The 11,541-nt window shown below is 60.6% G+C and carries 11 protein-coding genes and 2 pseudogenes; 6 read left to right on the top strand and 7 right to left on the bottom strand.

Annotation, left to right across the window (positions count from 1 at the left end):
- Window positions 1–24: 24 nt before the first annotated feature.
- The 4 genes from ACSFA8_RS23765 to ACSFA8_RS23750 all read right to left on the bottom strand — a co-directional run bounded on the left by ACSFA8_RS23765 (window position 25) and on the right by ACSFA8_RS23750 (window position 5,786).
- Window positions 25–1,044, bottom strand: a complete 1,020-nt coding sequence (locus ACSFA8_RS23765; RefSeq protein ID WP_435481935.1) for a TRAP transporter substrate-binding protein — start codon at window positions 1,042–1,044, stop codon at window positions 25–27.
- Between the two features lie 37 nt (window positions 1,045–1,081).
- A complete protein-coding gene (locus ACSFA8_RS23760) occupies window positions 1,082–3,364 on the bottom strand; it encodes a molybdopterin-dependent oxidoreductase (protein WP_435481934.1) in 2,283 nt (760 codons plus the stop codon).
- A 32-nt stretch (window positions 3,365–3,396) separates the two neighbouring features.
- Window positions 3,397–4,260 (bottom strand): PCC domain-containing protein, encoded by an 864-nt coding sequence (locus ACSFA8_RS23755; protein ID WP_435481933.1) that lies wholly within the window; start codon window positions 4,258–4,260, stop codon window positions 3,397–3,399.
- Window positions 4,261–4,940: 680 nt separating this feature from the next.
- A complete protein-coding gene (locus ACSFA8_RS23750) occupies window positions 4,941–5,786 on the bottom strand; it encodes an SDR family NAD(P)-dependent oxidoreductase (protein WP_435481932.1) in 846 nt (281 codons plus the stop codon).
- Window positions 5,787–5,933: 147 nt separating this feature from the next.
- On the opposite strand from ACSFA8_RS23750, the gene ACSFA8_RS23745 reads away from it, so the two are divergent.
- The 4 genes from ACSFA8_RS23745 (at window position 5,934) to ACSFA8_RS23730 (ending at window position 9,576) form a co-directional block, all read left to right on the top strand.
- Window positions 5,934–6,839 (top strand): IclR family transcriptional regulator, encoded by a 906-nt coding sequence (locus tag ACSFA8_RS23745; protein ID WP_435481931.1) that lies wholly within the window; start codon window positions 5,934–5,936, stop codon window positions 6,837–6,839.
- 123 nt (window positions 6,840–6,962) lie between these two features.
- Window positions 6,963–8,240, top strand: a complete 1,278-nt coding sequence (locus tag ACSFA8_RS23740; protein ID WP_435481930.1) for a bifunctional O-acetylhomoserine aminocarboxypropyltransferase/cysteine synthase — start codon at window positions 6,963–6,965, stop codon at window positions 8,238–8,240.
- Window positions 8,241–8,583: 343 nt separating this feature from the next.
- Complete coding sequence (locus tag ACSFA8_RS23735) at window positions 8,584–8,811, top strand: molybdopterin cofactor-binding domain-containing protein (RefSeq protein WP_435481929.1); 228 nt, start codon at window positions 8,584–8,586, stop codon at window positions 8,809–8,811.
- A gap of 9 nt (window positions 8,812–8,820) precedes the next feature.
- Window positions 8,821–9,576: a molybdopterin cofactor-binding domain-containing protein gene (locus tag ACSFA8_RS23730; protein ID WP_435481928.1), complete on the top strand. Its 756-nt coding sequence runs from the start codon at window positions 8,821–8,823 to the stop codon at window positions 9,574–9,576.
- Window positions 9,577–9,598: 22 nt separating this feature from the next.
- On the opposite strand, the pseudogene ACSFA8_RS23725 reads toward ACSFA8_RS23730, so the two are convergent.
- Window positions 9,599–9,824: pseudogene (locus tag ACSFA8_RS23725) on the bottom strand (IS110 family transposase); the annotation flags it as partial.
- A gap of 209 nt (window positions 9,825–10,033) precedes the next feature.
- On the opposite strand from ACSFA8_RS23725, the gene ACSFA8_RS23720 reads away from it, so the two are divergent.
- On the top strand, window positions 10,034–11,035 hold the full coding sequence (locus ACSFA8_RS23720) for a helix-turn-helix domain-containing protein (RefSeq protein WP_435481927.1): 1,002 nt from the start codon (window positions 10,034–10,036) through the stop codon (window positions 11,033–11,035).
- Here the strand turns inward: ACSFA8_RS23720 and ACSFA8_RS23715 are convergent.
- Together ACSFA8_RS23715 and ACSFA8_RS23710 are read right to left on the bottom strand one after the other, a co-directional pair.
- Window positions 11,007–11,132 carry a hypothetical protein gene (locus ACSFA8_RS23715; RefSeq protein WP_435481926.1) on the bottom strand — a complete coding sequence of 42 codons (126 nt, stop codon included), beginning with the start codon at window positions 11,130–11,132 and terminating at the stop codon, window positions 11,007–11,009. The two genes, ACSFA8_RS23720 and ACSFA8_RS23715, sit on opposite strands and share 29 nt — an antisense overlap.
- A 90-nt stretch (window positions 11,133–11,222) precedes the next feature.
- The gene (locus tag ACSFA8_RS23710; RefSeq protein WP_435481984.1) at window positions 11,223–11,414 is read right to left on the bottom strand and encodes a transporter; all 192 of its coding nucleotides are present in this window, start codon (window positions 11,412–11,414) and stop codon (window positions 11,223–11,225) included.
- 1 nt (window position 11,415) lies between these two features.
- Here ACSFA8_RS23710 and ACSFA8_RS23705 point away from each other — a divergent pair.
- Window positions 11,416–11,505: pseudogene (locus ACSFA8_RS23705) on the top strand (transposase domain-containing protein); the annotation flags it as partial.
- Between the last annotated feature and the right edge of the window lie 36 nt (window positions 11,506–11,541).

Here is an 11,541-nt window from a genome sequence, read left to right as displayed (position 1 = left end):
CCGGCGCGGCGGGCTCCATGGGCCTTAGAGCGAAGCTCCAGCGCTCTTTTCCAACAGGGCCCACAACGGGTCGCCGAGTCGGGTCTGCCACTCCTTGTAAAAACCAGCCGACTTGAGCTTCGCCTGGAACGGCTTGCTGTCCACGCTGTTGATGGCCACACCGCTGTCGGCCACGTGCTTCTCGAGCGACACGTTTTGCGAAATGACGTCTTCGCGTTGCAGCAGGCAGAAGCGATTCACTTGCTTTTCAATGACCTGGCGCACGTCTGCCGGCAGCTTGTTCCAGGTCTTGCCGCTTGCCAGGAACCAAAATCCGTCCCACATGTGGTTGGTCTTCGACAGGAACTTCTGGACTTCGTAAAGCTTGGCTGAGTCGATGGTCACAAGCGGATTTTCCTGCGCGTCGGCAATCTTGGTCTGCAGTGATGAATAGACCTCGGCAAAGTTGATCGACAGTGGCGCCGCATCGAAGCTCTTGAACATCGACGTCCACAAGGGTGCAGGTGGGACGCGGATCTTGAGATTTTTCAAGTCGGCCGGTTGATTGATCGCGCGCGTGGACGTCGTGATCTGCCGGAATCCATTGTTGAAAATCTTCTCGAACGGATGCAGGCCGGCTTTGCTGATCTCTGAGCGCACGAACGCGCCAAGCTCGCCGTCCATTGCGCTGAATACTTTCTGGTAGTCAGAGAACGCGAACCCGATGCCGCTTATTGCCGCTTTGGGCACCATGGATGAAAGGATCAGGGGCGAAAGCGTGAAGAAATCCAGGCCACCCGCACGCAACTGGGCGAGCATGTCGGTGTCGCCGCCAAGCTGGCTGTTGAAGTAGACCTGAAGATCCACCTTGCCATTGGTCTCGGCGCGGATGGCTTCCGCGGCTTCCTTCATGCGGACCGTAAGGGGATGGGCCGCAGGTGCGTTGTTGGCGTACTTCAAAGTGAAGTCCGCAGCGTGCGCTGGACGCGACTGAACCCAGCCAGACAATCCGAGCGCTGTGCTCGTAGCGACGCCAAACATCTTGCGGCGGGAAAGCTGATACATGACATGTCTCCTTGTGAAAATGGTGAAAGGCAAAGGGTCAGTTGCCGCTGCCATCGGCACGGTCGGCAAAGGCTGGCAGTTCGAAGGCGGTCACGGGCGGCGGCTCACCCACGAAGCGCTCCAGCTGAACGAGGCACGATTGCGCAGCGCAGCCTTGCGATAGTCCGGAGGCCGGAACGTCGTTGGTCAAGACGTTGGGATTGCCATGCTTGTCGAGACCAGTGTCTTGATCGGGGTCGTACCAGGAGCCAGTGGAGATGCGGCATACGCCTGCCATCACGTTGTCCGAAACGATGGCGCTGGCCAGGCATGCGCCACGGTCGTTGAAAACGCGTACCAGTTCACCGTGTTGGATACCTCTCGCGCCTGCGTCCTCGGCGTTCAGGTAAACGGGTTCGCGGCCTTGCACCTTTGAAGCCATGCTGTGCGGGCTCGCATCCAGCTGGCTGTGCAGCTTGTTGCGGGGCTGATCCGTCAACAGATGCAACGGGTACTTTTCCGTCAGATCGGATCCCAACCATTCGCTCGGGGCAAGCCAGGCCGCGTGGCCGATGCAATCGCTTAATCGGAACGATTCGATGTCGCGGCACGTGATCTCGATCAAGCCAGAGCGCGTCCTGAGGGGGTGGGTCAGCGGGTCTTCGCGAAAGGCGCTGAACATGACGTGGCTGAACCCGGATGCTTCCAGATCGATCAGTCCTAGTTCCTTGAAGGCTTCGAAGTCCGGAAGCGCGATGCCGATGCGGTGATACTTTGGCGTCAGGTCTTCGTACATGAACCTCAGCCAGTCTTCGGCTGAGCGCCCTTCGGTAAACACGTCGGCGCACCCCAGCTTGTTGGCGATCTCGGCGAAGATGTCGTAGTCGCTGAGCGCTTCGCCTAGGGCCTCAGTCGTTTTCGACATCCAGACCAGCACACCCTCTTGCGATGCGTAGCCGATGTCGTCCCGTTCCAGGGAGGTCGTCGCGGGCAGCACGATGTCGGAAAACTTCGCGGCAGCCGTCCAATACTGTTCGTGAAACACGATCGTTTCGGGCCGTTGCCATGCCTTCACCAGCCGATTCAGATCCTGATGATGATGAAAAGGGTTGCCACCGGCCCAATACACCATCCGGATGTCAGGGTAGGTGTAGGTCTTCCCGTCGTAGGTGAAGGCTTCGTTGGGGTTGGAAAGTAGATCCGCAATCCGTGCGACCGGGATGAATTGCTTTACTGGATTGAAGCCTTGCGACAGGGTAGGGCCGCCAATCTTGCGATGCGGTGTTCCCATTGTGTTGGCAGGTCCGTAGCCGGCACCGAATCCGCCCCCTGGCAGCCCGACCTGCCCCAACATGGCGGCTAGGGTTACCACGCCCCAAAAGGGCTGCTCGCCCCGTTCGGCACGCTGCAGAGACCAGGCCACATTGAGCATGGTCCGGCCCTTGGCCATGTCGCGGGCCAGTTGATGCGTCACCTCAGCTGGAACGCCCGTGATGGTTGCCGCCCATTGCGGCGTCTTGGCGATGCCGTCCGTGGCACCCACCAGGTACGCCTCGAAATTGGCGTACCCCACGCAGTACCGACTTAAGAAATCGACGTCGTGCAGTTTCTCGTGGCGCAGCACCCAGCACAACGCCATCATCATCGCGACGTCGGTGTTGGGTCGCAGCTGGATCCATTCGATCGGCCCGCCCGTCACGATGTTGTCATTGACGGGTCCTACGTTCACGATTCGCACGCCGGCTCGGTGCAAAGACGCGAGCCCATCGCGCACCCTGTGGCGGCCGACACCACCGGGAGATGACTGGGCATTCTTGTGCGGCACGCCACCAAAGGTCACAAGCAATTCGGTGTGTTCGGCCAGCACATCCCACGTGTGATGGATGCTGATGAGCTCGTCCATACCAGCCACCACGTGCGGCATGATCACGTGGGCTGCCCCAAGGCTGTACGAGTCCTGGTGGCGAACATAACCGCCTGCTGCGTTCAGGAAGCGGTGGATCTGGCTCTGGGCGTGGTGAAAGCGCCCGGCGCTGGCCCAGCCGTAGGATCCGCCGAAGATGGCCGAATTGCCGTGGGTCGTGCGCACGCGGTCAATCTCGGCGGCCACCAAACCCAGGGCTTCGTCCCATTCGACTTCGACAAACGGTTCCCGTCCCCTGAGTTCGGGGTTTGCGCCGGGGCCGTTCTCAAGCCAGCTTTTGCGTACCGCCGGTTTGCGGACGCGGAGTCGAGAGAGTTCGGGCGCCAGTTGGTGCAGTCCGATGGCCGATGGATCTGGATCGTGCCGGTATGCGGTGATAGACGAATCTCCGGCGACCGTCTTCTCGACCTCGTACAAGCCCCAATGGGAGAGGGTGTACCGCGCCATCGTCAGACCTCAACGAGGACTAGCTCGAAGCAGATCAGCACGGCGTTTTCTCCGCGGGCGAGCTCCCCAAAATGGACATCGCCCCTGGGATCGATCAGTGCGATGCGCAACCGAGCGCACGGCCCCTCGGCATCGGACTCCACGCGTCCAGAGATCACAAGGATCTCGGTGGCGATGTCAGATACCCGTCTGCCGTCGTTGAACGTTGCACCCACCACACTGCCTACGCTGCCGGCGATGCGCGCCCGACGGATTCCGTACCGCTCGCAAGCGTGTTCGATACTGGTCAGCAGATCCTCGTTCGGACGGACTTTTGCGACGACGCAGCGCGACGCGTTGTGGGGCGGAGGCAGCCTCTCTTGCACTGCGCGGGGGCGAAACAAGCTGAAGTTCGTCTCGGCATCGAACTCGACAGACATTGCGGCATTTCCGAGACCCCAGGCCGTTACTGGCGTGTCTTCGCACACTCGCACGCAGTCGTTATGCAGATGGCCGCCCTTGACCTTGCCTTCGTCGTCCGTCCACAGAGCGTGGCAATGCACGAATGGCTGGCCATCCTTCTCGCCGAAAGTCGCCACCGCCAGCAGGACGCGGACCGGTGCATCGATGCGGTGGGTTGCGCTGTAGAACGCCACGTGCTCGTCGTTGTCCGTCTCGGTGGGCCGAACGTATTGCAGGGCGTGCACATCGAAGTCCGCCATGCGAAGCGTCCCACTGCGCATGCCTGCGTGATGCATCCCCTGGCTGATCCCTGCAAGCAGTGCTACCCCTGCGGCAACGTTGAAGCGGACGCTGCGCAGGGGCCCCTCTATGGATTCCAGTCGCTGGGTCTCGGGAATTCCTGGTTGTACGAGGGTCGTGAACATGGTCGTCAGTTGAAGGTCAACGAGGGTTTTGAACTAGATTTTGGCCAGATAGGTTCCACTAAAGTCCATATTATGGATACTGCTAAAATGCAGACAATCCATAATATGGACTTGCCATTTGATCTAGATGGATGCCGTGAGTGAGACTTTATTCGCAGATTGCCAGCCAAGCGCTTGGGGTTTTCCATGGGTTTTCCGACTCAAACGAGTTGAAGAGATCGATGAGTACTAGCTCATACAATTTTAGAGTCCACAAGATGGACTTATAGTTATCGCATTTTGGGGCGTACAAATATTATTTATGGACTTGGTCGGTGTGCGACTCAATGCGACCGGCTGCTGCGGCCGCGCGCGAATTGCAGGGGGTCTGACGAGCTCGTTTGGCCGGCGCGTTCTCGATCGCATGAAAGCGGTCCGACGAAACGTCATCGCCAAAATTGATCGCGTGGGCAGCCCTTGCGATTAGCAGGCTGCGCTTCGGACGTCGGCGGGCGGCGTGAGCGACTCAAGTCCCCGCTGACGCGGGTTCGGCTGCTTGGCTGCTTGCGTTGGCGTGGCGATAAGTCGTGTGCGCGGGCGCGCCGACTGGCGTTGGCCTGCACTGGGTCGGCGCAGGAGTTGGCGAATGTGCAGCCTTCGGCTGGGTGCTGCCTCGACTGGGGTTTTGCGAATGGGTGATGTCAGTCCAGTGGGGCGGTGGCGCAACTTTGACCGCCATCGACTGGAAGGCAGACGCCAGTGATGAACTTGGCTTGGTCTGACGCCAGAAACACGGACGCGTTGGCGATGTCCCATGGATCACCCATGTGTCCCAGTGGCACCATCCGATTGCGCGCCGCCAGCATTTCTTTAACGGATGCGTACTGGGAAGCGATTTGCTGGTAAATGAGGGGCGTGTCGATTGCGCCAGGAATGATGCAGTTGGCTCGAATGCCTTGTCTCGCGTACTGCATGGCGATCGCGACCGTTGCTTGGTTGACGGCTGCTTTGGATGCCGAGTACGCGAAGTACGGGTAACCAGTCCATCGCAAGGCTGCCAACGAAGAGATGTTGACGATGGCGCCGCTGCCTTGTTTGAGCATGTGCGGCACGGCTGCCTTGACCGTGCGAAACACCGAACCCAGGTTCAGATCCAGCGACAACTGGAAGGTGCTTTCATCCAATTCCACAGGCCCACCCATGTGGGTCACGCCGACGTTGTTATGAAGGATGTCCAAGGTCCCCGAGAACGCCAGTGCAGAGTGCGTGGCGGCTTCGACCGATTCCGAGTTCCTCACGTCGCTATGAACGGCGATGGCCCGGTGGCCTTCGCTTTCGATGACCGCCGCGGTGGCCTTTGCCGCCGCAAAGTCGATGTCTGCGCACGCCACGCAAGCCCCCGCGCGCGCATAGCCAACCGCTGCGGCCTTTCCGTTGCTCCAGCCGTCGCCCTTGAATCCAGCGCCAAATACAAGGGCTGTTTTGCCCTCAAGGGTTCGCATCATGTTGGAAATCCACAAAAAATGACAAAGATCTTGAAAGTCCATATAATGGACTGTGAAATGAAATTCTTGATGTTGACCATACTGAGGCCGGGTGCGATTGCTGCAAGTATTAACCCTAGATCTCCTTTGAAAATAGGTCGTAGTTCCAAATGAAAGCGAGAGAATTGGCAAGGCATAAAAATCCACTATATGGATCTAAGAACCAACGGAGAAGCGATGGAAAGTAGCGAAAGACGGGTCCGAACTGCTGCAGGCGGCGCTGCCCCCGATGGGGCCCAGGCTATCGACCGGGCCATCGTCGTTTTGTTGCAGGTGTCGAAGCTGCACGCGGTAGGCGCTTCACTCAGTCAACTCGTGACCGAGAGCGGGCTCAAGCAGCCGACGGTCCACAGATTGCTGCTTGCGTTGATCCGCGGTGGATTGGTCGAGCAGGACGTCGCAACCAAGCGCTACCACCTGGGCTATGAGAGCTATGTACTGGGAGAGCTCGCGAAGGATCGGTTCGGCATCCATCAACTCGCGCAGAGCAGCGTCGCGCGCCTTGCCCAAGTGTCTCAAGACACAGCGTTCTTGACCGTTCGCCGAGGACACTACACCGTCTGCATGCACCGTGAAGAGGGCGACTATCCCATTCGCGCCCACGTGCTGTCGGTTGGCGACCGGCACCCCTTGGGTGTGGGTGCAGGGAGCATCGCCATCCTGGCTGCATTGCCAGATGAAGAGGTTGATTCGATCCTTGCCGACAACGCCCCTATCTACAAAGAAAAGTATCCGGCCGTGTCTGCGGACAGCCTGAAGACGCTCGTGGTCGAGACTCGGGCGAGGGGATTCGCAGCACACCGAGGCCTGGTGCACCCTGGGTCTTGGGGCATCGGCGTCGTTGTTCATGACCAGTTCGGTCAACCCAATGCGGCGCTCTCCATCGGCGCGATCGACACCCGGTTGCCCGAAGCGCGCCAGGAGTTTCTGGTTCCGCTCATGCGTGAGGAGGCGGAGAAACTGCGCAGGAAATTGATGGCGAGAACGAAGCCCACTGTCGCCGACGAGAAAAAGGCGCCGACTCGTGCCGCACAGGCAAGAAGGCCATATCGTTGACGACCTCTTGCGGCCTGTCCCGACAGCGCAGCGCAGCGTACGCCAGCCAAGTCCAAGCTTTTCACTGATTCGCACGAGCCATCGGGCGCAATTCGGTCATGTTTCAGCCCACCGGAGACACCTATGAAACTGGAAACCATCACCATCCACGGCGGCTACAGCCCCGACCCGACGACGAAGTCCGTCGCCGTGCCCATTTACCAGACGGCCGCGTACGCGTTCGACGACACGCAACATGGTGCAGATCTGTTTGACCTGAAGGTCACGGGCAACATCTACACGCGCATCATGAATCCGACCAACGACGTCCTCGAGAAGCGGGTCGCTGCATTGGAAGGGGGCGTTGGCGCGCTGGCCGTGGCATCCGGCATGGCGGCGATCACGTACGCGATTCAGACGGTCGCTGAAGCCGGTGACAACATCGTCTCGGTTGCGAAGCTTTATGGGGGCACGTACAACTTGTTCGCGCACACCCTTCCGCGTTTCGGCATCACGACGCGTTTTGCAGGCCACGACGATGTGGCGGGCATCGAGGCGTTGATCGATGCGAGGACAAAGGCAGTGTTCTGTGAATCCATCGGCAACCCCGCGGGCAACATCGTTGACATCCGAGCCCTGGCCGACGTGGCGCACAAGCACGGGGTCCCGCTCATCGTCGACAACACCGTGGCCACGCCGATGCTGTGCAGACCGTTCGAACACGGCGCAGACATCGTAGTGCACTCCCTCACGAAGTACATGGGCGGTCATGGCACCAGCATTGGTGGCATCGTCGTGGACTCGGGTGCCTTTCCCTGGCGCGAGAACGCAGCCCGGTTTTCCATGTTGAACACGCCCGACCCGTCATACCACGGCGTCACCTACACGGAAGCATTCGGAGCAGCCGCGTTCATTGGAAGGTGCCGTGTCGTGCCGTTGCGCAATACTGGGGCCGCGCTGTCGCCGTTCAATGCGTTCTTGATCTTGCAGGGTCTGGAAACGCTTGCGCTACGGATGGAGCGTCACACTGAAAATGCTTTGAAGGTCGCTACGTTCTTGCGTGAGCATCCCGCGGTGTCATGGGTAAAGTACGCTGGGCTGACTGACCACCCTGAGCATGAATTGGCCAAACGCTACATGGGAGGCCGGCCGGCCTCCATCTTGTCGTTCGGGGTAAAGGGAGGGCACGAAGCCGGCGCACGTTTCATCGATGCTCTCAAATTGTTCGTCCGCCTGGTGAACATCGGCGACGCCAAGTCCCTGGCCTGTCATCCAGCTTCAACAACTCACCGCCAACTCGACGAGAAAGAGCTTGAAGAGGCCGGGGTCCCGCGGGACATGGTTCGACTGTCTGTGGGGATTGAGCACTGCGACGACCTTTTGGACGATCTCGCACAGGCGTTGGCTGCGGCTGCCGGCTAGAAACATCGGCACGCTGCCCTCGACGAGCACGCAGTTTTACGGTCGTCATCGCGGAGACTGGCGCAGTCGGCACAGTGAACCGAAACACACGGGAGGATCGATGGTGGGCCTTTGACGCTATGGGCGTGTAAGGCCGACCCCTATCCGCAGAGCGAAAGCCGCTCGACCTTCTGATCGGCGCGCTTGTGCGCGACGTGCTGGCCGGCCCCAACCTCCACGCCGACGAACGCCGGTGGCGGTGCTCTCGCTCGGGCGTGGTCGGACCAAGACCGGAAGGCTCAGGGTCCATGTGCGTGATGATCGCGCATCGGCGAGCACCGACGCGCGAGCGGAGTGGTTGTACATGAATACGATCGACATGGGGCAGGGTAGCGACACGGCGATGTCCCAGATCGCAGCGCAAACCCTAGAAATTCCTCTGTCGCAGGTGAAGGTAGTGCGCGCGGATACAGCGGTCAAGCCCTCCGTCATGGGAACGCTCGGTTCGCGTTCCACGTTCCACATGGCCATGCGATGCAACTCGCCGCGCAAGATGCTCGCAACAAGATTGACGCGATGGCGGTTGAGTTAGGCACTGCCAGTGCGCGAGACACCCATCCGTGATCTGTTCCGCCGCAAGTTCGGCATGAGTGCGGGCAATGTCATTGGTGTGGGGACCTACACCTCGTCCTATACGCCTGTCGATCCCGAAACCGGCACATCGAGCAGCATCACACCCAACTGGATGGTCGGTGCAACAGGCGTCGAGATCGATACCGAGATCGGACACCTCGAGGTCTTGCGCCTGGTCAGCGTGGCCGACGCTGGCAAGGCGATCAACCCCGGCATCGTTGCGACCCAGCTTTCGGGGTCGGCGATCATGTCGCTCGGTGGCGCGCTGCTCGAGCACATGCAGTACGTCCACGGCGAACTCGCGAGCGGGTCGCTGGCCTACTACAAGATCCCCGCGATGCATGACGTTCCACAAGTCATGGAGGGTGGCATCGTCGAATCGGCACAGTCAAGCGGCCCCTTCGGCGCCAAGGGCGTGGGCGAGTCGGCCAGCTTCAGTGTCGCGCCCGCGATAGCCAATGCCGTCGAGGATGCGGTTGGCATTCGCCTCATGTCATTGCCACATACACCCGAAGTCATTTACCGCCCACAGGTGCAAGCCGCCTTGGCACCCCTGCTCGGTCAGCGACAGGCAGCCTTGTTCGAGCTATCGGCCCTGCTGGGCCGCACGCCCTCCGAAGTCCCGAAAGATGCGAGCCAATGCCGCCTGGTTGCGGTTTTCGCCGGCGCCATCCCTGTGGGGGATGGCGCGCAATTGCTGCGCCGCCGCCCCGAAACGGCGTGACGTACTGACTGACCAGCCGCTATTCGATGCCCATTGCAATGAAGCATCGGCCAGTGGTGGGCCGAGCCTTGCGCCTCCATGGCGACGACGCGTGGACGCGATTCGCGAACGGTCTCCAGGAAAACAGCGCGCATGACCTTGGCGGTGTAGACCGCGCGATCCTGCCTATCGGCGCCATGAAGCTGGAAGACGCGCTTTGCCAGGTCGATGCCGAGAAATCTCGATTTCCATGATGAGCCTCCGGACAACTTCGGTTGATGAGCCGCGTAGTTTGCTATCGGGGTGGCGCAGGATCCATCACAGTAGAAAGATGCGGTTTGCTCCGAGAGCCTTCGGGTCTTGCTTAGCTGCAGCACATGACAGATCGCCGGACGCCGCTGGGAATAACCCCATTGGTGGTCGCGATCGCTACGAGGAAAATTGAACCTCGGTGCAAGCCACCATAGGTACTCTGGAGATGCTGATTGTGAACCAACTCATTGCGCCCGACGACGTACCTCGCTGGATACCCGGCCGGCTGACCCTCGACAGCGCGCCGGTCGGATGGGAGCAAGTCACGCTCAAGGGCTATCACTATGAATCCATTGACGTTGCCATTCCCTCGATGCGCGACTACATGATCGTACGCTACAAGTGCGACGATGCAGTCGTGAGCCGGCGCGCTGGTGGCCCTTGGCGGAGCGAGAGCGTCGGGCGGGGCGTGTTTTCCCTGCTAACCCGCGGCGAATCGTCGCAGTGGAAGTGGGACCGTCCGGTCGACGTCACCCACATCTATCTCACCCAGACGGATCTGTGTCGTGTCGCGGAGGACGTCTTCGAACGAAGCGTCCGTGACGTCGGCATGGAAGACTGCGTACGCGCCGAGGACGGTGTCCTTCTCGGCGTGATGTCCGCCTTTGAGGCCGAACTGGAAAGTGGCGGGCTCGGTGGCCATCTCTACCGGTCGGCCCTTGTGGACCAGCTTTGCGTTCACCTGTTGCGCCGCTATGCCAGGGCCGGGGTCCGGGAACTGCCGCTGGCCGGCCGCATGGCCGAGTGGCAACGGCGGCGCCTTGTCCAGTACATAGAGGACAATCTGGATTGGAACTTCAAGCTTGACGAAATGGCTCGTGAGGCCGGTGTCAGCGTCTCCGGGCTGATCCGCAAGTTCCCAGCGGAGTTTGGCTGCTCACCCCATGCCTACGTTCTGCGCCAGCGCCTGGAGCGCGCGCAGCGACTCCTCGGCCGTCCGGTGGCCATGCCACTGAAATGCATCGCCACAGACTGCGGCTTCTCCGACCAGAGCCATCTTTTGCGCCACTTCAAGCGGGCGTTCCGGCAAACCCCCGTGGAGTACCGGAGCACTGTTACCGGGAGATCCGTGTCACCGCTAGAGCCCGACAACTGCATCGACGATGCCTCTGGAAAGGCTGAGCCGGTCACGAGACCGATCAGAAGAGCGTCAGCAGGCGCAGATTGATCTGGGTGTTGACCTTGAAGCCATCGCGCACCTTGATGTCGCGGCCGTAGGTCGCCAGCAACTGGACGGTCGACGCCGCCAACCTTGGTCTCGCCACCGAAAGTGTGGAACAGGCCGCCGCGCAGGTCCAGCGCCGGACTGAGCTGGTAGCGCAGGTGGGTCTGCAACTCGTACAGCGGCTTCTGCTTCAGCGTGGTCCGCCACCCACGCCGTCGTTCACATCGACGTTCTTGCCGAACAGCGTGACGTCACCGGTCAGATCCCAGTTGAAGCCGGGTGCCAGCTCGGTGATGTAGCCGGCCTGCAGCGCGAACTTGTAGCGGTTCTCGCCCAGGCTCGGCGGTTGGTTGCGGTCGTACGTGCCGGTCGGAAGCCACAGGTACATTAACGACGTGCTGACCAGACTGCCCACGCATCTGAACAGCCGCATCGACGAACTGCTACCCCACAACTGGCAGCCCTCACGCTGATCCGCGCAACGAGCGATCTCCTTCACGGCCGTCAGG

The organism is Variovorax nitratireducens (assembly GCF_051216545.1).
GTDB lineage: Bacteria > Pseudomonadota > Gammaproteobacteria > Burkholderiales > Burkholderiaceae_C > Variovorax.
Note: the sequence above shows the minus strand (reverse complement) of the source record. Positions and strands in the feature narration are given on the sequence as shown.

What these genes read in the sequence shown, in the direction of transcription:
- ACSFA8_RS23720 (WP_435481927.1), top strand. Translation starts at nt 10,034, where the DNA reads ATGCTGATTGTGAACCAACTCATTGCGCCCGACGACGTACCTCGCTGG.
- ACSFA8_RS23750 (WP_435481932.1), bottom strand. Translation starts at nt 5,786, where the DNA reads ATGGACTTTCAAGATCTTTGTCATTTTTTGTGGATTTCCAACATGATG.
- ACSFA8_RS23735 (WP_435481929.1), top strand. Translation starts at nt 8,584, where the DNA reads ATGAATACGATCGACATGGGGCAGGGTAGCGACACGGCGATGTCCCAG.
- ACSFA8_RS23755 (WP_435481933.1), bottom strand. Translation starts at nt 4,260, where the DNA reads ATGTTCACGACCCTCGTACAACCAGGAATTCCCGAGACCCAGCGACTG.
- ACSFA8_RS23740 (WP_435481930.1), top strand. Translation starts at nt 6,963, where the DNA reads ATGAAACTGGAAACCATCACCATCCACGGCGGCTACAGCCCCGACCCG.
- ACSFA8_RS23765 (WP_435481935.1), bottom strand. Translation starts at nt 1,044, where the DNA reads ATGTATCAGCTTTCCCGCCGCAAGATGTTTGGCGTCGCTACGAGCACA.
- ACSFA8_RS23745 (WP_435481931.1), top strand. Translation starts at nt 5,934, where the DNA reads ATGGATCTAAGAACCAACGGAGAAGCGATGGAAAGTAGCGAAAGACGG.